Annotated in this window: 33 protein-coding genes and 1 tRNA gene; 21 read left to right on the plus strand and 13 right to left on the minus strand. The window is 41.3% G+C overall.

Features of this window, described 5'->3' with window-relative positions; genetic code table 11:
* Nucleotides 1-7 precede the first annotated feature (7 nt).
* The gene (locus HT714_RS04120; protein ID WP_153193065.1) at nucleotides 8-1,150 is read left to right on the plus strand and encodes a site-specific integrase; all 1,143 of its coding nucleotides are present in this window, start codon (nucleotides 8-10) and stop codon (nucleotides 1,148-1,150) included.
* Nucleotides 1,151-1,220: 70 nt separating this feature from the next.
* Here the strand turns inward: HT714_RS04120 and HT714_RS04125 are convergent.
* Nucleotides 1,221-1,293: transfer RNA gene (locus tag HT714_RS04125), tRNA-Lys, on the minus strand.
* A gap of 263 nt (nucleotides 1,294-1,556) precedes the next feature.
* A complete protein-coding gene (locus HT714_RS04130) occupies nucleotides 1,557-2,828 on the minus strand; it encodes a replication-associated recombination protein A (RefSeq protein ID WP_173225588.1) in 1,272 nt (423 codons plus the stop codon).
* A gap of 114 nt (nucleotides 2,829-2,942) precedes the next feature.
* Between HT714_RS04130 and HT714_RS04135 the strand changes: the two genes are divergently transcribed.
* The 7 genes from HT714_RS04135 to pepF all read left to right on the plus strand — a co-directional run bounded on the left by HT714_RS04135 (nucleotide 2,943) and on the right by pepF (nucleotide 9,039).
* A complete protein-coding gene (locus tag HT714_RS04135; protein ID WP_173225591.1) occupies nucleotides 2,943-3,413 on the plus strand; it encodes a DUF3013 family protein in 471 nt (156 codons plus the stop codon).
* Between the two features lie 18 nt (nucleotides 3,414-3,431).
* Nucleotides 3,432-4,499 carry a M50 family metallopeptidase gene (locus tag HT714_RS04140; protein WP_173225594.1) on the plus strand — a complete coding sequence of 356 codons (1,068 nt, stop codon included), beginning with the start codon at nucleotides 3,432-3,434 and terminating at the stop codon, nucleotides 4,497-4,499.
* 1 nt (nucleotide 4,500) lies between these two features.
* Nucleotides 4,501-4,929 carry an NUDIX hydrolase gene (locus tag HT714_RS04145; protein ID WP_173225597.1) on the plus strand — a complete coding sequence of 143 codons (429 nt, stop codon included), beginning with the start codon at nucleotides 4,501-4,503 and terminating at the stop codon, nucleotides 4,927-4,929.
* Nucleotides 4,926-5,399, plus strand: a complete 474-nt coding sequence (locus HT714_RS04150; protein WP_173225600.1) for a GNAT family N-acetyltransferase — start codon at nucleotides 4,926-4,928, stop codon at nucleotides 5,397-5,399. Before HT714_RS04145 ends, HT714_RS04150 begins: the two co-directional genes overlap by 4 nt.
* Before the next feature lie 137 nt (nucleotides 5,400-5,536).
* Nucleotides 5,537-6,487, plus strand: coding sequence for a 50S ribosomal protein L11 methyltransferase (gene prmA, locus HT714_RS04155; protein ID WP_173225603.1), 951 nt, complete (start codon nucleotides 5,537-5,539; stop codon nucleotides 6,485-6,487).
* 1 nt (nucleotide 6,488) lies between these two features.
* The gene (locus HT714_RS04160; protein ID WP_173225606.1) at nucleotides 6,489-7,232 is read left to right on the plus strand and encodes a 16S rRNA (uracil(1498)-N(3))-methyltransferase; all 744 of its coding nucleotides are present in this window, start codon (nucleotides 6,489-6,491) and stop codon (nucleotides 7,230-7,232) included.
* A 10-nt stretch (nucleotides 7,233-7,242) separates the two neighbouring features.
* Complete coding sequence (gene pepF, locus HT714_RS04165; protein ID WP_173251529.1) at nucleotides 7,243-9,039, plus strand: oligoendopeptidase F; 1,797 nt, start codon at nucleotides 7,243-7,245, stop codon at nucleotides 9,037-9,039.
* Nucleotides 9,040-9,207: 168 nt separating this feature from the next.
* Here the strand turns inward: pepF and HT714_RS04170 are convergent, their stop codons facing one another.
* A complete protein-coding gene (locus HT714_RS04170) occupies nucleotides 9,208-9,597 on the minus strand; it encodes a nuclear transport factor 2 family protein (protein WP_000106197.1) in 390 nt (129 codons plus the stop codon).
* Between the two features lie 150 nt (nucleotides 9,598-9,747).
* On the opposite strand from HT714_RS04170, the gene HT714_RS04175 reads away from it, so the two are divergent.
* The 3 genes from HT714_RS04175 to HT714_RS04185 all read left to right on the plus strand — a co-directional run bounded on the left by HT714_RS04175 (nucleotide 9,748) and on the right by HT714_RS04185 (nucleotide 11,663).
* The gene (locus HT714_RS04175; protein WP_000182730.1) at nucleotides 9,748-10,080 is read left to right on the plus strand and encodes a helix-turn-helix domain-containing protein; all 333 of its coding nucleotides are present in this window, start codon (nucleotides 9,748-9,750) and stop codon (nucleotides 10,078-10,080) included.
* A gap of 11 nt (nucleotides 10,081-10,091) precedes the next feature.
* On the plus strand, nucleotides 10,092-10,883 hold the full coding sequence (locus HT714_RS04180; protein ID WP_173251551.1) for a DUF2785 domain-containing protein: 792 nt from the start codon (nucleotides 10,092-10,094) through the stop codon (nucleotides 10,881-10,883).
* A 111-nt stretch (nucleotides 10,884-10,994) separates the two neighbouring features.
* Nucleotides 10,995-11,663: an MIP/aquaporin family protein gene (locus tag HT714_RS04185; RefSeq protein WP_173225613.1), complete on the plus strand. Its 669-nt coding sequence runs from the start codon at nucleotides 10,995-10,997 to the stop codon at nucleotides 11,661-11,663.
* A gap of 171 nt (nucleotides 11,664-11,834) precedes the next feature.
* Here HT714_RS04185 and queF read toward each other — a convergent pair whose 3' ends face one another.
* The 7 genes from queF to HT714_RS04220 all read right to left on the minus strand — a co-directional run bounded on the left by queF (nucleotide 11,835) and on the right by HT714_RS04220 (nucleotide 15,383).
* Nucleotides 11,835-12,326: a preQ(1) synthase gene (queF, locus tag HT714_RS04190; RefSeq protein ID WP_000082587.1), complete on the minus strand. Its 492-nt coding sequence runs from the start codon at nucleotides 12,324-12,326 to the stop codon at nucleotides 11,835-11,837.
* Between the two features lie 17 nt (nucleotides 12,327-12,343).
* Complete coding sequence (gene queE, locus HT714_RS04195) at nucleotides 12,344-13,060, minus strand: 7-carboxy-7-deazaguanine synthase QueE (protein ID WP_173225615.1); 717 nt, start codon at nucleotides 13,058-13,060, stop codon at nucleotides 12,344-12,346.
* Nucleotides 13,053-13,496, minus strand: a complete 444-nt coding sequence (gene queD, locus HT714_RS04200) for a 6-carboxytetrahydropterin synthase QueD (protein ID WP_173225618.1) — start codon at nucleotides 13,494-13,496, stop codon at nucleotides 13,053-13,055. Before queD ends, queE begins: the two co-directional genes overlap by 8 nt.
* Nucleotides 13,496-14,149 (minus strand): 7-cyano-7-deazaguanine synthase QueC, encoded by a 654-nt coding sequence (gene queC, locus HT714_RS04205; RefSeq protein ID WP_173225621.1) that lies wholly within the window; start codon nucleotides 14,147-14,149, stop codon nucleotides 13,496-13,498. The genes queD and queC overlap by 1 nt, the downstream gene beginning before the upstream one ends.
* A gap of 201 nt (nucleotides 14,150-14,350) precedes the next feature.
* A complete protein-coding gene (gene trxA, locus HT714_RS04210; RefSeq protein ID WP_001029581.1) occupies nucleotides 14,351-14,665 on the minus strand; it encodes a thioredoxin in 315 nt (104 codons plus the stop codon).
* 16 nt (nucleotides 14,666-14,681) lie between these two features.
* Complete coding sequence (locus tag HT714_RS04215) at nucleotides 14,682-14,903, minus strand: DUF4649 family protein (RefSeq protein ID WP_138702992.1); 222 nt, start codon at nucleotides 14,901-14,903, stop codon at nucleotides 14,682-14,684.
* 99 nt (nucleotides 14,904-15,002) lie between these two features.
* Nucleotides 15,003-15,383: a MarR family transcriptional regulator gene (locus HT714_RS04220; protein WP_173225624.1), complete on the minus strand. Its 381-nt coding sequence runs from the start codon at nucleotides 15,381-15,383 to the stop codon at nucleotides 15,003-15,005.
* A gap of 281 nt (nucleotides 15,384-15,664) precedes the next feature.
* Between HT714_RS04220 and HT714_RS04225 the strand changes: the two genes are divergently transcribed.
* Nucleotides 15,665-16,039 carry a CidA/LrgA family protein gene (locus HT714_RS04225; protein WP_000781325.1) on the plus strand — a complete coding sequence of 125 codons (375 nt, stop codon included), beginning with the start codon at nucleotides 15,665-15,667 and terminating at the stop codon, nucleotides 16,037-16,039.
* A complete protein-coding gene (locus tag HT714_RS04230) occupies nucleotides 16,036-16,731 on the plus strand; it encodes an LrgB family protein (RefSeq protein ID WP_173225627.1) in 696 nt (231 codons plus the stop codon). Before HT714_RS04225 ends, HT714_RS04230 begins: the two co-directional genes overlap by 4 nt.
* A gap of 31 nt (nucleotides 16,732-16,762) precedes the next feature.
* Here the strand turns inward: HT714_RS04230 and HT714_RS04235 are convergent, their stop codons facing one another.
* The 3 genes from HT714_RS04235 to HT714_RS04245 are packed head-to-tail and all read right to left on the minus strand — an operon-like array spanning nucleotide 16,763 to nucleotide 18,612.
* Nucleotides 16,763-17,530, minus strand: coding sequence for a hypothetical protein (locus HT714_RS04235; RefSeq protein ID WP_173251531.1), 768 nt, complete (start codon nucleotides 17,528-17,530; stop codon nucleotides 16,763-16,765).
* 16 nt (nucleotides 17,531-17,546) lie between these two features.
* Nucleotides 17,547-18,242 carry an ABC transporter ATP-binding protein gene (locus tag HT714_RS04240; RefSeq protein ID WP_004256110.1) on the minus strand — a complete coding sequence of 232 codons (696 nt, stop codon included), beginning with the start codon at nucleotides 18,240-18,242 and terminating at the stop codon, nucleotides 17,547-17,549.
* 4 nt (nucleotides 18,243-18,246) lie between these two features.
* Nucleotides 18,247-18,612: a GntR family transcriptional regulator gene (locus HT714_RS04245; RefSeq protein ID WP_000119149.1), complete on the minus strand. Its 366-nt coding sequence runs from the start codon at nucleotides 18,610-18,612 to the stop codon at nucleotides 18,247-18,249.
* A 139-nt stretch (nucleotides 18,613-18,751) separates the two neighbouring features.
* Between HT714_RS04245 and nrdR the strand changes: the two genes are divergently transcribed.
* From nrdR to HT714_RS04285, 8 genes are all read left to right on the plus strand, one after another.
* Entirely contained in the window at nucleotides 18,752-19,225 is a 474-nt protein-coding gene (nrdR, locus tag HT714_RS04250) for a transcriptional regulator NrdR (RefSeq protein WP_001203672.1), read from the plus strand.
* Nucleotides 19,226-20,395 (plus strand): replication initiation and membrane attachment family protein, encoded by a 1,170-nt coding sequence (locus HT714_RS04255; protein WP_173251533.1) that lies wholly within the window; start codon nucleotides 19,226-19,228, stop codon nucleotides 20,393-20,395.
* The gene (gene dnaI / locus HT714_RS04260) at nucleotides 20,396-21,292 is read left to right on the plus strand and encodes a primosomal protein DnaI (protein ID WP_173225636.1); all 897 of its coding nucleotides are present in this window, start codon (nucleotides 20,396-20,398) and stop codon (nucleotides 21,290-21,292) included. It abuts the gene before it with no gap.
* Complete coding sequence (locus HT714_RS04265; protein WP_173225639.1) at nucleotides 21,289-22,002, plus strand: NADPH-dependent oxidoreductase; 714 nt, start codon at nucleotides 21,289-21,291, stop codon at nucleotides 22,000-22,002. Before dnaI ends, HT714_RS04265 begins: the two co-directional genes overlap by 4 nt.
* Before the next feature lie 13 nt (nucleotides 22,003-22,015).
* On the plus strand, nucleotides 22,016-23,326 hold the full coding sequence (der, locus tag HT714_RS04270) for a ribosome biogenesis GTPase Der (RefSeq protein ID WP_173225642.1): 1,311 nt from the start codon (nucleotides 22,016-22,018) through the stop codon (nucleotides 23,324-23,326).
* A gap of 81 nt (nucleotides 23,327-23,407) precedes the next feature.
* Complete coding sequence (locus HT714_RS04275; protein WP_173251535.1) at nucleotides 23,408-23,743, plus strand: hypothetical protein; 336 nt, start codon at nucleotides 23,408-23,410, stop codon at nucleotides 23,741-23,743.
* A gap of 33 nt (nucleotides 23,744-23,776) precedes the next feature.
* Nucleotides 23,777-24,568: a hypothetical protein gene (locus tag HT714_RS04280; RefSeq protein ID WP_173251537.1), complete on the plus strand. Its 792-nt coding sequence runs from the start codon at nucleotides 23,777-23,779 to the stop codon at nucleotides 24,566-24,568.
* Nucleotides 24,561-25,202 carry a hypothetical protein gene (locus HT714_RS04285; protein ID WP_173251553.1) on the plus strand — a complete coding sequence of 214 codons (642 nt, stop codon included), beginning with the start codon at nucleotides 24,561-24,563 and terminating at the stop codon, nucleotides 25,200-25,202. Before HT714_RS04280 ends, HT714_RS04285 begins: the two co-directional genes overlap by 8 nt.
* Nucleotides 25,203-25,205: the final 3 nt, after the last annotated feature.

The raw sequence follows: 25,205 nt of genomic DNA on the forward strand, positions 1-25,205 counted from the left end.
GGTAATCATGTCAGTTTCATTCAGAAAACGAGGAAAAAAGAATTTATGGGATTATAGAATTTTTGATAAAAATAAAAAGGTGGTTGCTTCAAATTCAGGCTTTAAGACAAAAAGAGAAGCTGAAATTGAAGCGTTAGCTCTTGAGTTAAAATTGCTTAATGGTGCAATAATTGATAAAAATATTACATTCTATGCTCTATGGGAAAAGTGGCTAGAATTAACAGTTAAACCAATTGGAAAAGCGGAATCTACTTTCAATAAGCATCTAATACGTGGTAAATTCATTCAAGCATATTTCAAAGACAAACCAGCCTTAAAAATTAAAGCAAGCGAATATCAAGAATTTATTAATAAGTACGCTGAAACTAATAGCAGAGACAATGTTAGTAGAATGAATGCGGAAATTAGAAATGTGATTGTATTTGCGAAAAGAGATAAGCTTAATATCGAAGATTTTACTGAAGGAGTTATACTCTCAGGACGACCTCCACAAAAGCGAAGAGATGAAAAATATATTCATAGCTTTGAAGACTATCAAAAGTTAGTAACATATTTAGAAAGCAATCTTGATTTAACAACTTCAATCGTTCCACATTTACTATTAATTCAACTAAAAACGGGATTACGTGCAGGGGAAGTTGCAGGTCTCACATGGGATTGTGTATTGTGGGAAAGTTCAGAAATAAAAACATATCGCAGATATGATACTATAAAAAAACGTTGGACAAAACCCAAAACGGAAGATTCAGTTCGAACAGTTCCAATAGATGAAGATACATTAACAATTTTAAAGAAAATAAAACAAGAGCAATCTGTATTCATTGAAAATGAGATGATTACGAATAATGAAAATATGATTTTTATTGATTTGAATTATAATGTTGTAACAAATGCAGGAGTGAACAAGCATTTAAAACAAATTTTAAAGACCTTAAAAATTCATCCTCAAACTATGACAAGTACAGGTCTGAGACACACGTATTGTTCAACAATGTTAGCAATGGGTGTTGATATTTGGGCAGTTTCAAAATTAATGGGTCATAGAGATATTAAACAAATAACTGAAACTTATGGACATCTTATAAAAGAAAAAGCAGATATTGAAAATAACAAAGTTCGTGCTGTTTTGACGAGTTTAGTTAAAAAATAGAATTATTGACCAAAAGTTGACCAAATCAAAAAGAAACGTTGATTTAACAACGTTTCTAAACTATATACTATGCCCCCTACAGGGATCGAACCTGTGACCCACGGATTAAGAGTCCGCTGCTCTGCCAGCTGAGCTAAGGAGGCAAAGAAAAAGCTGTATTGGTGCCGAAACTTCACGGTTTGTATTGAACCCGCGCAATTAAGCAGGTGGGCAACTCGCTCTAACTGAAGCTGTTTCCGTGTGAGACGGCCTACATGCTGTTAGAAGACTTTTGTTTCCCTAATAATACAAAAAATAGTCGGTCAACACTTAAGTGTGAAGTCGTACACCACAGCGTTTCTATGTTTATATGATACCACTTTTTCAAAAAAAATCAAGAGGAAAGTGCAATTTTTTGAAAAGGATTTCAGATTTTTCGCAAACGGTCGATGGCTTCCTTTCTTTGAGCCAAAGCCCGTTCATATTTACCAGTGTCTTCTGCTTGGAAATAGTGATGATTACGGATTTTTTCTGGCAGATAGTCTTGTTTAATCCAATTTCCAGGATAGTTGTGTGGATAGAGGTAGTCTTGGGCATTCCCCAGTTCCTTGCTTCCACTGTAGTGCCCATCACGCAGGTGTCGCGGAATAGGCAAGTGCCCTGATGTTTTGAGGTCAGCAAGTGCCTTATCCATAGCTACATAGGCTGAGTTGGATTTTGGAGAAAGGGCCAAATCAATGACGACATTGGCAATGAGAATGCGGGCTTCTGGGAACCCAATCTTCTGGGCAGCATCCAGAGCAGTCACGGTATGAATCTGGGCCTCAGGATTGGCTAAGCCGATATCTTCATAGGCGATAACGGTCAAGCGACGAGCGAGACTTGGCAAATCACCAGCCTCAATCAAGCGGGCAGCATAGTGAAGACTGGCATCAACATCTGAGCCACGGATAGACTTTTGCAGGGCTGAGAGAACATCGTAGTGGCCATCTCCATCCTTGTCCATGGTAATGTAGCTCCGCTGCAAGCTATTTTCCATGATGTCTAGGGTGATGTGGCGGATGCCCTCGTCATTCTCAGGGGTAGAGAGAACTGCCAAGTCCAGTGAGTTAAAGGCAGAGCGAAGGTCTCCGTTTGTAGAGGTTGCGATGAAATCCAGCGCATCCTCATCTAGTTCTACTGGAAAATCAAAACCACGCTCAGGGTTACTTAGAGCTATCTGCAGGGCCTCTTTGACGTCTTGGTTAGACAGAGGTTCCAGTTCAAAAATTTGAACGCGACTGCGAATGGCAGGAGTGACAGAGAAGAAAGGATTTTCAGTCGTAGCGCCAATCATGATGACCAGTCCACTTTCCAAGAGAGGCAAGAGGAAGTCTTGCTTGGTTTTATCTAGTCTATGAATTTCGTCAAGGAGTAGTACAAGTCCCCCTGAGAATTTAGCTTCTTCCGCGATTTCTTGAAGTCGTTTTTTACTATCAACTGTCGCATTGAAAGTTCGAAAGGCATACTTAGTAGTCCCAGCGATGGCTGAGGCAATACTGGTCTTGCCGATTCCTGGAGGTCCATATAGAATCATGGAGGACAGGCGGTTGGCTTCCACCATACGGCGGATGATTTTTCCAGGTCCGACCAGATGTTCCTGACCGATGACCTGGTCGATGGTTTTAGGGCGCATGCGAAGCGCGAGATTGTCTGGCATAGCAGTCCTTTCTAACGTGGATTTTCTGATGTATATGTGGTAAGATGGTAGTATCTATTTTAGCATATTTCCGAGCAATCGGGGCGATTAAGAGTCGCATAGGAAGAGGACAAAATGGCAACATATGGATTTTTAGATGTTTTAGAGGAAGAGTTGGAGAAGAATTTTCCCTTTGACTTTGAGATTAGTTGGGACAAGCGCAATCACGCGGTTGAAGTGAGTTTTCTATTGGAAGCGCAAAATGCTGCAGGTGTGGAGATGGTGGATGAGGATGGAGAGGTTTCATCAGATGACATTCTCTTTGAAGAAGCAGTGCTTTTTTACAATCCTGCCAAATCAACAGTCAATGAGGAAGACTATTTGACTGTCATTCCTTATCTGCCTAAAAAGGGATTTTCTCGTGAGTTTTTAGCTTATTTTACCCTTTTCCTTAAAGATACTGCCGAGGTTGGACTAGATGCCCTCATGGACTTTTTGGAAGACCCAGAAGCAGAAGAATTCGTCATGGAATGGAACCAAGAAGTCTTTGAAGAAGGAAAAGTAGGTTTGGAAGAGGGAGAGTTTTATCCTTATCCGAGATACTAGGAGTTGGTTGGAGATTTTATGAAGAAAATTGGGATTTATTTGGTTTATGTGCTAGCTGTTGTCTTTATTATGCTGGCTTGTGCTTGTGGAACAATCGCATTTGCAGAGCTGGGGTATTCCGCAGTTTTAGTCTTTACTTTTGGTTATGCCTTCGCTCTTCTAAGCATGTATTTAATCTTGATTCTTCATGAGCTGGGACATGCTTTTTGTGGCTACTTGACAGGCTATCGGCTGGTGGCTTTTGGATTAGGACATTTTATTTTGACCAAAAAGTCAGGTAGGTTTCATCTTAGTAGAACAGCCATTCTGAAAAATGTTGGTGCTCAATACATTGGTTTAAAAGAGGATGAAAGCGATCAAAGAATCATCTTGATGCTTTCAGGAGGATTGATAGTTCATCTTTGCTTGATATTATTGGCGATAGTGTTTGGATTTTTAACAAGAAACTGGTATTTTGCAGGGACTTGGATTTTTCTTAATCTGTCTTTCTTCCTAAATAACATTTTACCAGTCGGCATCACCGATGGCGCAAAAATTTGGGAATTGCTACAACACCCTGAAAATACGAAATACGCCTACCTGATGTTGAGGCATTCTGCCCAGACCTTGCTAGCTCCTCAAGAATATGATTTAAAAGACTTTATCATGTCTGTTGATGAGGAGGCGAGAGGGAGTTTTGCAGAAAGTGTTCAGACTCTTCAGGGGTTGGTATTCATATTGGATGATAATATAGAGCTTGCAAAGCAAGAGTTTCAGTCTGTGTTAGAGAAAACAGATAATCCAATGTCTAAAACTAGTTCTCAATTATACCTTCTTCAAGTTGCTCTGATGGAAGGAGATAATAAGAAAGCGGAAGAATATGCAAGTATTCGAGGGGTCAAATCCTTTTTATCTCTAAAAACAGCAGATATGCAGGTCATTCAAGCTTGGTATCAATTTAAGGTAAGGAAAGATGTAGTTCAAACTCACAAGGCTATGAAGATTGCTAGACAGAAAATGAATAGCAGTCGGATGTTACGGGATGAGAAAAGCTATTATCAAAACTGGTTAGCCGAGCTGGAAAAGGAATTAACCGAAGGAGTCTAATATGGAAATAGAGATTTCTGATTTTACAGGCTGTAAGATTGCTTTGTTTTGTGGGGATAGGCTCTTGACTATCTTACGCGATGATAAGACAAGCATTCCCTGGCCCAATATGTGGGAACTGCCAGGTGGTGGACGCGAAGGTGATGAAAGTCCTTTTGAGTGCGTGGCGCGTGAAGTTTATGAAGAACTGGGAATTCATCTGACTGAGGATTGTCTACTATGGAGTAAGGTTTATCCAAGTATGCTTTTTGCGGATAAACAATCTGTATTTCTAGTCGGCAAGTTAACGCAAGAACAGTTTGACCAGATTGTATTTGGAGATGAAGGACAGGGCTATCAGTTAATGAATGTCGAGGAATTTCTTAGTTCCAGTCAAGTTGTACCTCAGTTGCAGGATAGAGTGAGGGATTATTTGGAGGAAAGTTTATGATAAGACTTGAACGAGCAGGAGCAGAGAATTTGGAGACCATCATTGCGATTCAAAGAGCTAGCTTTAAGGCGGTTTATGAGAAATACCAAGATGAGTATGATCCTTATCTGGAGGACCGTGAACGAATTAAGTGGAAACTAGTCGAGCGTCCCAATAGCTATTACTACTTTGTGAAAGAAAAGGGAGAAAATATCGGATTTTTACGAATTCAGACCAATGAAGAGTTAACGAATGCTTGGTTGGGAACAGCGGCAATTTTGCCCCAGTATCAAGGAAAAGGTTATGGTTCTGAAGGATTGGAATTGCTGGAAAAGGAATTTCCAACCGTTAGACAGTGGGATTTGTGTACGGTATTACAGGATGAAGGTATGGTTGCTTTCTATGAGAAGAACGGCTACCATCAAACCCATATTGAACCTGAAAAAGAAGGCATGGATATGGTATACATGAAAAAATGCATAGAGAAATAGAAAGGATAGTTCAGTTACATTTCTAAACTGAACCCGCCCTAAACACTGTGCCAAAAAGATAAACTTCTCTTAGACACAAGCGTCTTCAGAGAATTTTCTATTTTGGCTTTGTGTTTTACGGGCTTGGTATCTTAATAATGGAAACATGGCAAGAGTTAAAAGTTACAGTGAAGCGTGAGGGGGAGGAACTAGTCTCTAACCTCCTGATTGAGCTGGGAGCGCAAGGCGTTGCGATTGAAGACAGCATGGACTATGTGGGAAATGTTGACCGCTTCGGCGAGATTTTCCCAGAGGTTGAGCAACAGGAGGAAATCGTAGTGACAGCCTACTACCCTGAAACGGTAGATGTGGAAGTGGTTGAGGCAGACTTGCAGGCTCGCTTAGCAGAATTGGCAGATTTTATGGATTTGGGTGAGGTCAAGATGGGGACAACTGCTTTGGCTGAGGAAGATTGGGCAGACAACTGGAAGAAATACTATGAGCCAGCTCGTATCACTCATGATTTGACTATCGTGCCGTCTTGGACAGACTATGAGGCGACTGCTGGGGAAAAGATTATCAAGCTGGATCCTGGTATGGCTTTTGGTACGGGTACCCATCCAACCACTAAGATGAGCCTCTTTGCCTTGGAGCAGGTTCTTCGTGGTGGGGAAACAGTGTTAGATGTGGGGACTGGATCAGGTGTCCTTTCTATTGCCAGCTCGCTGCTTGGTGCTAAGGAAATTTTCGCCTACGACCTAGATGATGTGGCAGTTCGTGTGGCTCAGGAAAATATTGAGCTCAACCCTGGCATGGAAAATATCCATGTAGCTGCAGGTGATTTGCTTAAGGGTGTTGAGATTGAGGCAGATGTGATTGTAGCTAATATCTTGGCGGATATCCTCATTCATCTGACAGATGATGCCTATCGTTTGGTTAAGGACGAAGGCTACCTCATCATGAGTGGAATTATTAAGGACAAGTGGGATATGGTGCGCGAGTCGGCTGAGTCAGCTGGATTTTTCCTTGAAACTCACATGGTTCAAGGGGAATGGAATGCCTGTGTCTTTAAGAAAACCAAGGATATTTCCGGTGTGATTGGAGGCTAGCATGCAACAGTATTTTGTCAAAGGCAGTGCTATCTCTCCTGTCACTATTGAGGACAAGGAAACCAGCAAGCACATGTTTCAGGTTATGCGCTTGAAAGAAGATGATGAGGTTACCTTGGTCTTTGAGGATGGCATCAAGCGCTTGGCACGTGTGCTTGATGTGGAAGCTCGTCAGTTTGAATTGGTAGAAGAACTAGATGACAATGTGGAACTGCCAGTCCAAGTGACCATTGCATCCGGCTTTCCCAAGGGGGACAAGCTAGAGTTCATCACTCAAAAAGTAACCGAACTGGGTGCTAGCCAGATTTGGGCCTTCCCTGCTGATTGGTCGGTCGCCAAATGGGATGGCAAGAAATTGGGTAAAAAGGTTGAAAAACTAGAAAAAATCGCCCTTGGAGCAGCAGAGCAAAGTAAGCGTAATATCGTTCCAAGTATCCAGCTTTTTGAGAAAAAAGCAGATTTTCTAGCCCAACTTGACCAGTTTGACTCTATCGTAGTGGCTTATGAAGAGTCGGCTAAAGAAGGAGAAGCTGCTGCGCTTTTACAAGCAGTTACTGGATTCGATAAGGGAGCCAAATTGCTCTTTATCTTTGGTCCAGAAGGTGGTCTCTCACCTGCAGAAATCGAAAGTTTTGAAGCTAAGGGAGCGGTTCTTGCAGGACTTGGCCCTCGTATCTTGCGAGCAGAAACAGCACCACTTTACGCCTTATCAGCCCTTAGTGTTTTATTAGAATTAGAGAAATAAGAGGAAGAAAATGGAACAAAAACACCGTTCAGAATTTCCAGAAAAGGAACTTTGGGACTTAACTGCCCTATACCAAGACCGTGAGGATTTCTTGCGTGCAATCGAGAAGGCTCGTGAAGACATCAACCAATTTAGCCGTGATTACAAGGGTAATCTTCATACTTTTGAGGATTTTGAAAAAGCCTTTGCGGAATTGGAACAAATCTACATTCAGATGAGCCATATTGGCAACTATGGCTTTATGCCGCAGACGACAGACTATAGCAATGACGAATTTGCCAATATTGCTCAAGCTGGGATGGAATTCGAAACAGATGCCAGTGTAGCCTTGACCTTCTTTGACGATGCCTTGGTGGAAGCTGATGAGGAAGTCTTGGACCGTTTGGGTGAATTACCTCATTTGACGGCAGCTATTCGTCAGGCAAAAATCAAAAAAGCCCACTATCTAGGGGCTGATGTGGAGAAAGCCTTGACCAATCTCGGTGAAGTTTTCTACAGTCCGCAGGATATCTATACGAAAATGCGAGCTGGAGATTTTGAAATGGCTGACTTTGAAGCTCATGGTAAGACTTATAAAAACAGCTTTGTGACCTATGAGAATTTCTACCAAAACCATGAGGATGCTGAGGTTCGTGAGAAATCTTTCCGTTCCTTCTCAGAAGGTCTTCGTAAGCACCAAAATACGGCTGCTACAGCCTATCTAGCTCAAGTCAAGTCTGAAAAAATCTTGGCTGATATGAAGGGCTACGACTCAGTCTTTGATTATCTTCTAGCTGAGCAGGAAGTGGATCGTGCCATGTTTGACCGCCAGATTGACCTCATTATGCAGGAATTTGCGCCAGTCGCTCAGAGATACCTCAAGCATGTTGCCAAGGTCAATGGTCTTGAAAAGATGAGCTTTGCAGACTGGAAATTGGACTTGGACAGCGCCCTGAATCCTGAAGTGACTATTGACGATGCCTATGATTTGGTCATGAAGTCAGTAGAACCTTTGGGGCAAGAATATTGTCAGGAAGTTGCTCGCTATCAAGAAGAGCGCTGGGTGGACTTTGCTGCTAACAGTGGCAAGGATTCCGGTGGTTATGCGGCGGACCCATATCGCGTACACCCTTATGTACTCATGAGCTGGACAGGCCGTTTGAGCGATGTTTATACCTTGATTCATGAAATCGGGCATTCTGGTCAATTCATCTTTTCAGACAATCACCAAAGCTATTTCAACGCTCACATGTCTACCTACTATGTTGAAGCGCCGTCAACTTTCAATGAATTGCTCCTCAGTGACTACTTGGAGCACCAGTCTGACGACCCACGTCAAAAACGCTTCGCTCTGGCTCATCGCTTGACAGACACCTACTTCCATAATTTCATCACCCACCTCTTGGAAGCATCCTTCCAGCGTAAGGTTTATACATTGATTGAAGAAGGGGAAACCTTTGGGGCAAGCAAACTTAACAGCATTATGAAGGAAGTTTTGACGGATTTCTGGGGAGATGCCATTGAAATCGATGATGATGCAACTCTGACTTGGATGCGCCAAGCTCACTACTACATGGGCTTGTATAGTTACACTTACTCTGCTGGTCTTGTCATCTCGACAGCTGGTTACCTTCATCTTAAAAACTCAGAAACTGGAGCTGAAGACTGGCTCAATCTCCTCAAATCAGGTGGTAGCAAGACACCACTGGAGTCAGCCATGATTATCGGTGCGGATATTTCAACAGACAAACCACTTCGTGATACCATCCAATTCTTGTCTGATACGGTTGATCAGATTATCGCCTACAGTGCCCAGTTGGGAGAGTAAATTAAAAGAGTCTGGGACAAAAGTTTAACCTTAAATATAAAAAGCGAACAAAACGAGTTATCTGACACTCAGAATTCTGTCTTGTTCGCTTTTTTTCTAATCTATCGATTTTAAAAATTTAGAATAAAGAATACCTAAAATCAAAATTTTTTGTACTGGCCTCTTAAATTATCCCCAAAAGCTATCTTCTTCAGCTTGATCTGAAGAGAAGAGCCAAACTTCTTTGATTTTTCCGTCTTCAATACGGAAGAGGTCAATCCCGTTCATATTGAGTTCAGTACCATCAGCACGTGTTCCAAGAAAAGTAACATTGGCTGCGATTAAATCCTTATTGTCAGAAACCCAATTTGTTATCACCTTAAAGGTTCCATTAGTTTTCTCAGCAAATGTAGCCAGGTGAGTTCCTAGCTTGTCCTTACCAACAACTGTACCAGATATACTATGAGTACCAGGTTGATGCCAGATAATATCGTCTGCCATCGTTTCAAAGACACCAGGAAAGTCACCAGCAATTAAAGCTTGGTTATAAGCATTGAAAATTTCTAAGTTTGTTGACATATCTATTCTCCATTTCTTTTTTATGATATAATTGTAACAGTTACAAACAAAAAAACAAGTAGACACTTTTTCGATAGCTAGTATCAAAAGTAGTACTTTTATTGATACTAAAAGATAAATTTTTTTTAAAAAATAGAAAGAAGATATTTTATGACAAATAAAGTGAGTGAGTATGGTATTTGTCCATTTGCGACAACGCAGAGGGTTTTAACGGGGAAATGGGCACTGGTAATCATTTATCAGTTGAGTACGGGTACCAAACGATTTAAAGAATTGCAGAGATTATTGCCTGGGATTACTCAAACTATTTTGACCCGTCATCTCCGTCAATTAGAAAAGGATAAGATTGTTCAACGAAAGGTCTATGCCGAAGTTCCACCACGAGTTGAGTACAGCTTAACCGAAATGGGGCAGGAATTCAGAGTTGTTTTAGATGCTGTCGAGAAATGGGGTCTAGATTATATCAAGTTGCTAGAAATGTAGAGGTATTGACCATGTATCAAGAGTTACTTAGAAAAATAGCAGAAGAAAAACCGAGCTATCGTCAAGAAGAACTCCAGTGGTTGCTTGATCACTTAGGGGATCCCAATCCAGAGATTCGTGATGAATTGGTTTTTACTAGTTTGGCTAGAGGGATTCAGGAAGAGCTATTTACACAGGAACAATTTCATTTCATTGCTGAGGCGGTTTTATCTGATGGAGGACTAGACAAAGAGATTGATAAGACAGGAACTTCAACGCTTGAACGTTCTTTTAGGGCACTTATTTATGCAAATCTCTTGTCTGCGGATGCCAACCCGCAATCAATTTTCTATCAGGGATTAAAAGCAGAAATTCGTAATGTTCTTTTAAATCAAGGCTTGCACTATCTTTCAAAAGAACAGGATACAACAGGTTTTTCAAGTCAGTATGGTTGGGTTCACGCTTTTGCACATGGATCCGATTTACTGACAGAGGTGGTTTGTCATCCAGACTTTCCTAAAAACAGAGTTCATGAAGTATTTGACATACTTAACCAACTATTTAAAAGAATTTCGATTCGTTTTACAGATGATGAGGATTGGCGTTTAGCGAGAGTGATCTATGAACCTATTTTACAAGGGAAGTTGGAGCAAGAGCAAGTAACCTCTTGGATAAAAACTGTTGATTTTTCGATAGAAGAAAGGGAAGATTTTTATAAATTTTCCAACTTCAGATCCTGTTTGTTGGAAGTCTATGTCCAACTTGATCAGAGAAATAGTTTACAAGATGACTTGAAACAAGCAATCCAGTCTTTTCAATACTAGAAATTAGCGAATAGTTCTATGATTTTCAAGAAAATTTCCAAACAATTTTCTTGAAACCCTTTCCTACTTTTGATAGACTAGTATCTAGTTTTTGAAAAAAGGAGAAAGAAAATGAAAAAATTTGTCGCTGAGTTAATCGGTACTTTCATGCTTGTGTTCGTCGGGACAGGAGCTGTTGTTTTTGGAAATGGTCTTGATGGCCTAGGTCACCTTGGAATCGCCTTTGCCTTTGGTTTAGCCATCGTGGTTGCAGCCTACTCAATCGGAACTATTTCAGGTGCTCACTTGAACCCAGCGGTTTCGATTGCTATGTTTATTAACAAACGTTTGTCATCTTCAGAGCTTGTAAACTATATCCTTGGACAAGTAGTTGGAGCTTTCTTAGCATCTGCTTCTGTCTTCTTCCTCTTGGCAAATTCAGGTATGTCAACTGCTAGTCTTGGTGAAAATGCCTTGGCAAACGGTGTCACTGTCTTTGGTGGTTTCTTGTTTGAAGTCATCGCAACTTTCTTGTTTGTCTTGGTTATCATGACCGTGACTTCAGAAAGCAAGGGAAATGGTGCGATTGCTGGTTTGGTAATTGGTTTGTCCTTGATGGCGATGATTCTTGTGGGGTTGAACATTACTGGACTTTCAGTAAACCCAGCTCGTAGCTTGGCACCAGCTGTCTTGGTAGGTGGCGCAGCCCTTCAACAAGTTTGGATTTTCATCCTTGCCCCAATCGTTGGTGGAGTTCTTGCAGCCCTTGTTGCTAAAAACTTCCTTGGAACAGAAGAATAATTGAAACTCAAAAAGCCTTGCTCCTCATCTTGAGGAACAGGGCTTTTTCGTATGATAATCTTCGAAAATCTCTTCAAACCACGTCAGATTCATTTACAACCTCAAAGCAGTGCTTTGAGCAAGCTGCGGCTAGCTTCCTAGTTTGCTTTTTGATTTTCATTGAGTATGAGTTTAACGGTTGTCAATCTTCTCTGGGTAGAGGTCGTGTTGGAAGAGGCGTTGTTCTGCCAAGCCTTCATATTTAGTTCCTGGCTTACCGTAGTTGTAGTAGGGATCAATTGAGATGCCACCGCGAGGAGTGAATTTTCCCCAGACTTCTAAATAGCGAGGGTCTAGCAAGTTGACCAAGTCTTTCCCGATGGTGTTAATGCAGTTTTCGTGAAAATCCCCGTGATTTCGATAACTAAAGAGGTAGAGTTTGAGGGATTTTGACTCAACACAGAGCTTGTCAGGGATGTAGGAAATATAGATAGTTGCAAAGTCTGGCTGAGCGGTAATAGGGCAAAGTGAGGTAAATTCAGGACAGTTGAATTTAATAAAATAGTCATTCTCCACATGACGATTGTCAAAGGATTCGAGAACTTCTGGTTGATACTCGAAAATGTAGTTGGTTTCTTTGTTGCCTAGTAGGCTTAGATTTTTCATTTCTTCTTGTTGTGACATGATTTTTTCTTTCTAATTTAAACACCACGTTGATTATCGTAGAGGAGGGTATGCAGTTGAGGAAGGACGCGGACATTGCCCCAGCTGTCGTCGGTAGCGACACGTTCCCAGAGTTCTTTGAGGCGGTCCAGTTGGTCTTGGACAATATTACCAGTAGCCTTGGGCTCAGGATTTCCTGCCGATAAGAAGAGGACATCTGGTTGGTAGCGTTCTTGAATCCCTTTGGCAAAGTCTAAATCTGCATCATCAAAGACAGGAATTTTAAAGGCAACCTTATCTGGATCCAGTTGGGAAACGATAAAGTCCAAGGTCTCAAAGTTGACTTCCATCTTGGATGAAGGAGGTTTGGGACTCAGAGTGACTTGGTCGATGTCTTTTAACCAATTTTGCCAGCGAGAGCCTTGGGTCTCAACGGCAAGAGTGACACCACGTTCCTTGAGCTTGGTGACCAGTTCAGCCATGTTGGCTGCTAGGATAGCAGGATTTCCCCCAGATAGGGTGACGTAGTCGTAGCTTCCCAATTTATCCAATGCAGCAATGACCTCGTCAGCTGTCATGCGAGTTGGCTTTTCAGAGCCATCCCAAGTAAAGGCAGAATCGCACCAATCGCAGTGGTAGTCGCAACCAGCAGTGCGGACAAACATGGTTTTCTGCCCGATAGCACGGCCTTCGCCTTGAAAGGTTGGGCCAAAAATTTCCAAAACTGGTAGTTTGAGGACACGTTCCCTAGTCATCTAACCACTCCCGTCTAAACTCCGCAAAGGAAGTCGGAGTCTCATAGAGGCGAACGTATTCCAAACGGAGACTGCGCTCGTCTGGCAACTCTTGGTTCATGGTTTGGAAAATCCAGTAAACCATATTTTCAGCAGTTGTGTTCATATAGGGAAGAGTTTCATTGAGATAGCGATGATCCAAGTGGGGCTCTAAGTAGTTCTTGTAGATCGCTTTGATATCTCCAAAATCGTAGGTCATGCCACGTTCATCTAAAAATCCACTGACAGCAATCTGCAAATGATAGGTGTGGCCATGCAGGGACTTACATTTTCCCTCATAGTGAAAGAGGTGGTGGGCAGCATCGAAGGTAAACTCTTTTGATACCAAGGTTCTGTGAGGATTGTAGACCAGAGACTCCCCAGTTTCCTGTTTGATTTCTTTGGGTGCAAAAAACATTAGTCCTCTCCTTTCTGTGAGAGATAAACATCTAGGCCATGTTGACGTAGGTGGCAGGCTGGGCAATCTCCACAGCCACTTCCAATAATCCCCTTGTAGCAGGTCAAAGTCTTTTCACGAACATAGTCAAAGGCACCGAGTTGGTCAGCTAACTCCCAAGTTTCAGCCTTGTCTAGCCACATGAGAGGTGTTTGGATAACAAAGTCGTAATCCATGGCAAGGTTGAGGGTAACATTGAGGGATTTGACAAAGACATCTCGACAATCAGGGTAGCCTGAAAAATCTGTCTCGCAGACACCTGTCACGATGTCTGTAATTCCACGTTGCTTGGCAAGGACTGCCGCAAAGGATAGAAAGAGGTGGTTTCGACCGTCAACGAAGGTATTGGGAACTTCTCCCTCTTTTTGCTCAATCTCCATATCAGAGGTCAGCGCATTTTCAGTGATTTGCCCCAGCAGAGACATATCTAGGATGTGATGACGAATCCCCTGTTCCTTGGCGATTTCTCTAGCAACTTGAATTTCGAGATGATGACGTTGGCCGTAGGCAAAGGTAACGGCTTCGACTGTTTCATAGTGTTCTTTAGCCCAAAAGAGGCAGGTTGTAGAATCTTGACCGCCACTAAAGACGACCAAGGCTGATTGACGTTTCATAGTACTCCTTCCAAAATGGGAAATGTTCAGAGCACGCAAAAAGCTCCCATGAGGGAGCTAAAAAATACCAAGTCAAGGTTTTTTTTAGCGATGGCGTGTCCCAAACATCGTAATATTCTATCTACAGTCTAGCATATTTTTTGAAAAATGGCAAAGGGCAAGAAAAAAGAGACCAAAGAAAGTACTTGGTCTCTCGTTTGATTAGCTCAATTCAGCAACGATGGCCTTGATTTGTTCTGCTGTGTGAACACCAGCAACTTGTTTCACTACTTGGCCGTCTTTTTTGAAGAGAAGAGTTGGGATAGACATGATTCCAAAAGCACGAGCTGTGTTTGGATTTTCATCAACGTCCATTTTAACGATTTTCAAAACATCTTCTGAAAGTTCTTCAGACAATTTGTCCAAGATTGGACCTTGCATACGACATGGACCACACCAAGTTGCCCAGAAGTCTACCAAGACCAAACCGTCTTTTGTTTCTTGCTCGAATGTTGCATCTGTAATTGCTTTTGCCATTGTATTTCTCCTTTTTTTAGTTATATTGGCTTAAATCTTGTTTCTTGAGATAGAAGAAGACATCTCCATAAGTCCCATGGTAGTCCAAATCATGACCATTGTAGGTTAATTTTTGGACAGGGTAGTAGTCTGCGACGCCGATAAGGCAAGCTTGTTGCGAACGATCAAAGTCTTCATAAGACTCGAAAGTCACAGTTCTTTCGTTCTTGCTGGCATCTAGATAGGTAATTTCAATCATGTTTAAAACTCCTTTGTTTAATGATGACTTTATTTTACTCCTTATAAAAGAGAATGTCAAGAAAAATGATTGCGCACGCAACTTTTTTTCAAAATCATCTTAAATCAAGAAATCCAAACCAGTTTCCAAGCTTTTTTCGACAGCCTTTTGTAGAGAAGCCAGTGTCTTTTGTCCATCACTTGTCAGGCAGATAAAGCTAGAGCGTCGATCTTGATGGCAACACATACGACTGAGCAGACCGCAATTTTTAGCTTCCAAGCGAGCCACCATCCGAGAAACAGCGCTCGGGCTCAGATGAAGCTTATCTGGCAGGTCAATCTGGCGTAGAGATTTTTCTTCAGCCAAGTCCAGATAGTAGAGTAGGTAGAACTCTTTCAAGGTCAGACTTTGCTCGCTCTGCTGGGCAATGGTCTCTTCCAAGCGAGTCTCGATTTCTTTCTGACGCCGATTGAAGTCAAACCATTTTTCCAAATAGGTCATAGTATCTCCTTTCTTTTTAGAGTTGTAAATAGAGGAAAGTCCATTCACGGACAGTCTCTGCATCACAAGATGATTGCGCATGCAATAATTATACTACTTTTCAAGGATACTGGCAAGAAGGACGCTGGAATATTTTATCCTAAATTACACTGTTTTCACAAGTCAAGAATTGTTTGTATCCCCTTTCCTCTCTAATTTTTAATGACTCTTGTGCATTTCCTTGAAATTTTCTGAAAAAAGAGTAAACTGGTATGCAAGAAGTCTATTTCGTGGAGTTTAGGATGAAATTATATGTTCAATTAATGATTCTCTTTGTGATTTCTCTAATCGGAGAGGGGATTTCCAGTTTCTTTCATTTGCCTATCCCAGGCAGTATTATCGGTTTGATTATTCTCTTTCTAGCCCTACAATTCAAGTGGCTGAGAACCAGACATGTCAACATGGTGGGGAATTTCTTGCTGGCCAATATGACCATTCTCTTTTTGCCGCCAGCAGTGGGAATCATGGAAAAGTTTGATGTGATTGCTCCCTATCTTTTGCCCATTGTTTTGATTGTCTTTTTTGCAGCTGTTATCAATATTATCCTCATTGCTTTGGTGGTTCAGTTTATCAAGAGACGGTTTGAGGGAGATTATGAGAAAGGAGATGCCAAATGAGTGAATTTGTTTCCAATCCCCTGTTTGGGCTTGCCCTGTCAATCCTAGCTTATCTAGTGGGAATGCTGATTTACAGACGTTTTCCCCATCCATTGACAACGCCCTTGCTTTTGTCAGCTGTTTTCATTATCATCTTTCTAAAAGTGACGGGTATTTCTTACCAAGATTACTACCAAGGTGGGGTTTATCTGAACAACTTGATTGTTCCGTCGACCGTGGCTCTGGGGATTCCGCTTTATAAGAGTTTTCATCTGATGAAGCACCATGCTCGCAGTATTCTCTTTGGTAGTCTGTTAGCGGTAGTGGTCAATACCTCTTTCACAGCACTTGTGGCGAAAATTTTTGGCATGGACTTTTTCCTAGCCATTTCTCTCTTTCCCAAGTCAGTAACAACTGCTATGGCAGTGGGAATCACAGAAAAATTGCAAGGTCTGACGACTGTGACCTTGGTGGTTGTAGTGGCGACTGGAATTTTAACCAGTGTCATCGGCCCAACCCTTTTGAAGTGGTTGAAAATTGACGACCCAGTAGCTGTTGGTCTTTCCCTTGGAGGAACAGGCCACGCAGTCGGAACAGGCACAGCCTTCCGATACGGCTCTGTAGCAGGAGCCATGGGTGGTTTGGCTATCGGTGTCACCGGTATTCTCTATGTCTTTGTCAGCCCTATTGTAGCCGGTTTGATATTGAGTTAAATCAAAACCCAGCTTTTTAGCTGGGCATTTTTTATTGCAAATTAACCTTATTTCTCAAAATATAGTAGGTTCCGAGGTAAAAGATAGCTATGAAAATGAGTTCTTCAACAATACTTATACTTGCTCCCATATAGAAATGGTCATTGAGTCCTACAAGTGAATTGACATAGAAATTAGAACTAAGATTGAAGAAAAGTTCAATAAATCCAATGACGATTTGGATACCAATGTAGGCTGCAACAGCGAGTGCTGTACGGTATTCATTGAAAAGCTGTCCAATGGAAATAGCCAAGTAGATGCAGAGTATACTGGAAATGGTATTTAGTAGGAAGGATATACCTGTAAGAAAGATCTGAGGGAGATGTGTTTCTACAAATGTAATCACATAAGAAAGAGGGATCCATTCTGAAGCCGTTATGGTCACAATAATAACAGCACTTAGAGCTAGGACAGCAGTGCTAATCAACGACCAGATAAAGGCACCGATTAGTTTGGTTGTGATGATATGGTGTTCAGAAACTGGCAAGGTCAAAGTCAGATAGCCTTGTCGGTCATAGACACTACCTTTAAAGCGTTTAATGATTAAGAAAAGAGTTGAAATCCCAAGTGTAATCATCAAGCCACCAAAGACGAGGGCTAGAAAAAGTAGCATAGTAGGTTGACTTTCTTTGACAGGTAGATTGTTATAGGTCTGTGCTTGTATCCCGATAAGGGTAGAAAGGACTAGCACGGCAGCGTAGAGGGCTAAATACCACTTGTTAACATTTTTAAATTCATAGCGAACTAAATTCCAAAACATAAATAATCTCCTTTGTTTAGGCCTTAAATTCCTGACGGAAGAGTTGATCAATGGATTCACCTGACTCATAGCGAATATCGTCTACATTGCCTTGACGAACGACTTTTCCGTCTTTGAGGAAGACAATTTCATCCAAGATTGGCTCGATATCTGAAATCAAGTGGGTAGAAATCAAAACGGTAGAAGTTGGTGAGTAGTTGTTGATAATGGTATTGAGGATATAATCACGGGCTGCTGGATCCACCCCACCAATGGGTTCGTCTAAAACGTAGAGACGGGCATCACGGCTCATAACCAAAATCAATTGGACTTTTTCCTTGTTTCCTTTTGATAGTTTCTTGAGACGACTATTTTCATCAATACCTAGGTCTGCAAGTAGATGATGGGCGCGTTCAAGATTGAAATCTTTATAGAAGGTCTTGAAGTAGGTTAGGGCTTCTTTGACCTTCATTTGTTCATTAAGATAGGTTGTATCCGGCAAATAAGCTACGATGGCCTTGGTTGCTGGGCTTGGGTCCATGTCGTTGATGAGGACACGTCCTTGATCTGGTTGTAAGAGGCCATTGATTAGTTTAATCAGGGTTGTTTTCCCTGAGCCGTTTGGACCAAGGAGACCAACAATTTTTCCAGCTGGGATGTCAAGGGAAACATTTTCAAGGGCTGGGGTTGCTCCATAAGATTTGGATACATTTTCAAATGCTAGTAATGACATAGGCTTAAACTCCTTTAATATAATCGCCGACTACGCCTGGTAGTTCTTCTTTTTCATAGCCAAAATGGGTCATGGAGGAAACGAAGTGTTCCAATTCTTCTTCTGATAATTGTTTGCGCGATTGGGCGATTAGCTCCTTATCCTCAGTTACAAATCGTCCAGTTGTGCGCTTGCTGTAGACAAATCCTTCTCGTTCAAGGTCTGACAAGGCTCTTTGGATGGTGTTGGGATTGACACCAGCCTCGCTCGCCAGCTCCCTCACGGTTGGAAGTTGTTGATTGGGTTCCAGTGTATGGGAAACAATCTGAAGCTTGATTTTCTCCATAATCTGTAAATAGATGGGTTTTTTGTTGTCAAATGTCCAGGACATCTTGGTCTCCTTTCTTTTATCCTTTTGTCTTAATTAAATAATACAACAAAACAAAAAACTTGTCAAGCAAAAAGAAGAATTGTTTTGGGAATCGTTTAAAAAATGGTATAATGAAAAGAAAACGATAAGGAGGGAAAGGATGCGTTGTCCAAAATGTGGGGCTACCAAGTCAAGTGTTATCGATAGTCGCCAAGCAGAAGAAGGGAACACCATTCGTAGAAGACGTGAGTGCGATGAATGCCAACACCGTTTTACAACCTACGAACGAGTAGAAGAAAGAACCTTAGTGGTTGTTAAAAAAGATGGCACACGGGAACAATTCTCCAGAGATAAAATCTTTAATGGAATTATCCGCTCAGCTCAGAAACGTCCTGTGTCAAGTGATGAAATAAACATGGTAGTCAATCGTATCGAACAGAAACTCCGTGGTCGAAATGAAAATGAAATTCAAAGTGAGGACATTGGTTCACTCGTCATGGAGGAGTTGGCTGAGTTGGATGAGATTACCTATGTTCGTTTTGCCAGTGTCTATCGTAGTTTTAAGGATGTTAGTGAGTTAGAGAGCTTGCTCCAACAAATTACCCAGTCCTCTAAAAAGAAAAAGGAAAGATAAATGAAGCCAATTGACCGTTTTTCTTATCTAAAGAATAATCGGGTGTCGCAAGATACCTCATCTCTGGTACAGTGCTACCTCCCGATTATCGGTCAGGAGGCACTGAGCCTTTATCTTTATACGATTAGTTTTTGGGATAATGGCAGAAAGGAATATCTTTTTTCAAGCATTCTTAACCATCTCAACTTTGGGATGGATAGACTGATAAAATCCCTGAAAATCCTATCTGCTTTTAATCTCTTGACCCTCTATCAAAAGGGGGATGTTTATCAGCTAGCCCTCCATGCTCCTCTTTCAAGTCAGGATTTCTTGGAACATCCTGTTTATCGCAGACTTTTGGAGAAGAAGATTGGTGATGCAGCTGTGGAGGATTTGAAAGTTGAGAGCACTGAGGGAGAAGAAATACCTGTCTCACTCAATCAAGTCTTTCCAGATTTGGCAGAGCTGGGAAGTCAAGAAGACCTTGGTCTCAAGAAGAAAGTGGCCAACGATTTTGACTTGGACCATTTTCGTCAGCTTATGGCTCGAGATGGACTTCGCTTTGCGGATGAGCAGTCCGATGTCTTAAACCTTTTTGCCATTGCCGAGGAGAAGAAATGGACTTGGTTTGAAACCTATCAATTGGCTAAGTCAACAGCTGTTTCCCGGGTTATTTCAACCAAACGCATGCGGGAAAAAATCGCTCAAAAACCGATTTCCTCTGACTTTAGTCCTAAGGAAGCGACCATTATCAAGGAAGCCAAAAGTAAAACGGCCTTGCAGTTCTTGGCAGAAATCAAGCAAACACGCAAGGGAACTATTACCCAAACAGAAAGAGAACTCTTGCAACAGATGGCTGGCTTGGGCTTGCTGGACGAAGTCATCAATATCATTCTCTTATTGACCTTTAATAAGGTGGATTCGGCAAATATCAATGAGAAATATGCCATGAAGGTAGCCAATGATTACGCCTATCAAAAGATTCATTCAGCAGAAGAGGCAGTATTGCGCATCCGTGAGAGAGGGCAGAAGAATCAGGCTCAAAAAAGCAGTAACTCTAGTCCTACCAAGTCCAATGTACCCAAGTGGAGCAATCCAGATTATAAGAATGAAACCAGCGAGGAAACTCGTCTGGAACTAGAACGTAAGAAACAAGAACTATTAGCTCGATTAGAAAAAGGAGGAGATTAGATGGAAAGTGTCGGAGACGTACTCAAACGTCAACCTAGCCGTTTTCATTATCAAGATTTGGTCCAGAAAATCATGAAGGATCCTGATGTTGCGGCCTTTATCCAGCAAGAATCCCTCAGCCCAGAGGAATTGAATCGCAGTATCTCCAAGTTTAATCAGTACATCACCGAGCGTGATAAGTTTCTTCGTGGTGATACGGATTATATCGCCAAAGGCTACAAGCCTATTTTGGTTATGAATCATGGCTATGCGGATGTTTCTTATGAAGAAACTCCTGAACTAATCGCGGCGGAAAAAGAAGCGGCTATTAAGAACCGTCTCAAGTTAATCAATCTGCCAGCCAGTCTCAGGAAAGCTAGTTTGGCTCAAGTAGACTTGGATGATTTGGGTCGCTTGCCAGTTTTTGAAAAGCTATTAGCCTTCGTGGAACAATATCCAACTATTCGAAAAGGTCTTTACTTATATGGAGACTTTGGTGTGGGTAAAAGTTTCATGGTGGCTGCCCTAGCCCATGATTTATCAGAAAAACGTGGTGTTTCATCCACTCTTCTCCACTATCCTAGCTTTGTCATAGATGTCAAAAATGCTATCGGTGATGGCAATGTCAAAACCTTGGTGGATGAGCTTAAGCTTTCTGAAGTCCTGATTTTAGATGATATTGGTGCCGAGCAATCAACAGCTTGGGTGCGGGATGAAATCCTGCAGGTCATTCTCCAATATCGGATGCAGGAAAATTTACCGACCTTTTTCACATCCAACTTCAACTTTGAAGATTTGGAGTTGCATTTCGCTAAAGGGAAGCAAGGAAATGACGAAACCTGGGAAGCCAGACGAGTCATGGAACGCATCCGTTATTTGGCTGAGGAGACTCGTTTAGAAGGAGTAAACCGTCGATGACAGAAACGATTAAACTGATGAAAGCTCATAAGTCTGTTCGAAGATTTAAGGAGCAAGCCCTTCCTCAGGAAGACTTGACTGAAATCCTGACAGCAGCCCAAATGGCCTCGTCTTGGAAGAATTTTCAATCCTACTCTGTGATTGTAGTACGAGGTCAAGAAAAGAAGGATGCCTTGTATGAATTGGTGCCTCAAGAAGCCATTCGCCAGTCAGCTGTTTTCCTTCTCTTTGTCGGAGATTTGAACCGAGCGGAAAAGGGAGCCCAGCTTCATACTGATACTTTCCAACCCCAAGGTGTAGAAGGTCTCTTGATTAGTTCGGTCGATGCGGCTCTTGCTGGTCAAAATGCCCTGCTGGCAGCTGAAAGCTTGGGCTATGGTGGTGTGATTATCGGTTTGGTTCGATACAAGTCAGAAGAAGTAGCAGAACTCTTTAATTTGCCTGACTACACCTATCCTGTCTTTGGGATGGCACTAGGAATTCCAAATGAAGAACATGAAGTCAAACCTCGCTTGCCATTGAATCAAGTGGTGTTTGAGGAAGAATACCGAGAACAGTCAACTGATGCAATCCAAGCTTATGACCGTGTACAGGCTGACTATGCTGGGGCGCGTGCAACCACAAGCTGGAGTCAGCGCCTAGCAGAACAGTTTGGCCAAGCTGAACCAAGCTCAACTAGAAAAAATCTTGAACAGAAGAACTTATTGTAGAAAGTGAGAAATTATGGCCCTACCAACTATTGCCATTGTAGGACGTCCCAATGTTGGGAAATCAACCCTATTTAATCGGATCGCTGGTGAGCGAATCTCCATTGTAGAAGATGTCGAAGGAGTGACACGTGACCGTATCTATGCAACGGGTGAGTGGCTCAATCGTTCCTTTAGCATGATTGATACAGGAGGAATCGATGATGTCGTTGCTCCTTTCATGGAACAAATCAAGCACCAGGCGGAAATTGCCATGGAAGAAGCAGATGTTATCGTCTTCGTCGTGTCTGGTAAGGAAGGAATTACCGATGCGGACGAATACGTAGCCCGTAAGCTTTATAAGACCCATAAACCAGTTATCCTCGCAGTGAACAAGGTGGACAACCCTGAGATGCGAAATGATATCTATGATTTCTATGCCCTCGGTTTGGGTGAACCACTGCCTATCTCATCTGTCCATGGTATCGGTACAGGGGATGTGCTAGATGCCATCGTAGAAAATCTTCCAAATGAATATGAAGAAGAAAATCCAGATGTGATTAAGTTTAGTCTGATTGGTCGTCCAAACGTTGGAAAATCAAGTTTGATCAATGCTATCTTGGGAGAAGACCGTGTCATTGCCAGTCCTGTTGCTGGAACAACGCGTGACGCTATTGATACCCACTTTACAGATACAGATGGTCAAGAGTTTACCATGATTGATACGGCTGGTATGCGTAAGTCTGGTAAGGTTTATGAAAATACCGAGAAATATTCTGTCATGCGCGCCATGCGTGCTATTGACCGTTCAGATGTGGTCTTGATGGTCATCAATGCGGAAGAGGGTATCCGTGAATACGACAAGCGTATCGCTGGATTTGCCCACGAAGCTGGCAAAGGGATGATTATCGTGGTCAACAAGTGGGATACACTTGAAAAAGATAACCACACCATGAAAAACTGGGAAGAAGATATCCGTGAGCAGTTCCAATACCTGCCTTACGCACCGATTATCTTTGTATCAGCCTTGACCAAGCAACGTCTCCACAAACTGCCTGAGATGATTAAGCAAATCAGTGAAAGTCAAAACACACGTATTCCATCAGCTGTCTTGAACGATGTGATTATGGATGCCATTGCCATCAACCCAACACCGACAGACAAAGGGAAACGCCTCAAGATTTTCTATGCGACCCAAGTGGCAACTAAACCACCAACCTTTGTTATCTTTGTCAACGAAGAAGAGCTTATGCACTTTTCTTACCTGCGTTTCTTGGAAAATCAAATCCGCAAGGCCTTTGTCTTTGAGGGAACTCCAATCCATCTCATCGCAAGAAAGCGTAAATAAAAAAGTAGAATCTGGAATGACATTTCCAGATTTTTTTGATATAATAAAATAATAGAAAACGCTATCAAAAAGGAGGTGTCGATGAAACATTTGTTTAAATTTGTGCTCTTATTTCCCTGGTTTTACTTTTTCAGCTGGATTGAAAAGGATAATAGAGAAAGTAAATTTTTCCCAATTTTTTACTATTTTTACTGGTTTTACATTCCCCTCTATGCTCTTTTTAGCCTTGCTTGGACAGTTATTTCAGTTCTGTTTTTCAATATCGTCTTGAGAAATTTGACAGATATCAAGTTATGGGGCATTTGGTTTCTTTTTATTCTGCTAGCTATTGGTCTGAATAGGTTAACTTATTCCTGTTTCAAAAAAATGCTTAGACTAAGAAAGGAGTTAGGAAAGTCTAAGGGCGGAAGGCATTGATTTATATCGGTTTTTATTTGTAGGAGGTGGCTTATGAAGATTCCTCTCTTAACTTTGGCAAGGCATAAATTTGTTTATGTCTTGCTTACTTTGCTTTTTCTTGCTTTGGTTTATCGTGATGTTTTGATGACTTATTTCTTTTTTGATATTCATGCGCCCGATCTAGCTAAATTCGATGGACAAGCAATTAAAAATGACTTATTAAAATCAGCATTAGATTTTCGTATTCTCCAGTTCAATCTAGGTTTTTATCAATCATTTATTATTCCAATCATCATTGTTTTGCTAGGTTTTCAATATATTGAGCTGAAAAATAAGGTTTTACGATTGAGTATTGGAAGAGAAGTGAGTTATCAAGGGTTAAAAAGAAAGTTGACTTTGCAAGTTGCAAGTATCCCTTGCTTGATATATTTAGTGACTGTGCTGATAATTGCAATTTTAACTTATTTCTTTGGGACTTTTTCTCCTCTTGAATGGAATTCTCTATTTTCTGATGGGAGTAGTTTACAAAGGCTCCTAAATGGAGAGATAACAAGCTATTTGTTCTTTACTTGTGTCCTACTAATCGGTATTTTCATCAATGCAGTCTATTTTTTTAAAATAGTTGATTATTTAGGGAATGTGACTCGTTCGGCAATTGCCTATTTGATGTTTCTTTGGCTTGGTTCTATGTTGCTCTATAGTGCCTTGCCTTACTATATGGTTCCTATAACGAGTTTGATGCAAGCTAGCTATGGGGATGTCAGTTTGATGAAACTCTTTACTCCTTATATCCTTTATATTGTCCCTTATATGGTGCTTGAAAAATATGAAGATAATGTTTAAGAATTTTAACAATATTTTGCTAAAGAGAAAGATCGTTTTACTACTTCGTATAGTTTTGATGATGATTTTGATTAACTATCTATTGTCAACAGTGGTTCAAAAGCAGGATGTTTTTCTCTTTTTCAAGAGGGAATTGATTTCAATCTTTTCCTATAATGACTATTCTGAAGCGAATTTAGAAATCCCCAAACTCTTGTTAAACCTTTCGATTTTCATGGTAGGATGGCTCTCTGTCATTTTGCTTGAAAGTGATTTGGCAGACCATTACCATCACTTGATTCGCTATCAATCAAGCTCCTTTTTCGATTATACAAGGAAACGATTGGTTGTCATCTCTAAATTTTTTACTCAAGATTTATTTGTCTGGTTCCTTGGTTTACTTCCTCTAGGAATTCATTTCAAAACAGTCGTACTTTTCTTTTTACTTGCTCAGTTAATGATGTTGTACTTACTCCTGTCTTATCTGATAGCACTTATTAGTGCGGGCGCTGGTTTTTCCTTTTTTCTCTATTTTTTAGCATTTGTGGGACAAGAATGGATGATGGATCATATTGTAACAGTGTATTTAGTACTCCTAAGTTTATTAGTTATCTTGATTGTTAGTCGTTTGGAAGAGAAATTTAAGAAAGGATAAACG

Origin of the sequence: Streptococcus sp. 3705, assembly GCF_013277145.1 — a bacterium.
Taxonomy (GTDB): Bacteria; Bacillota; Bacilli; order Lactobacillales; family Streptococcaceae; genus Streptococcus.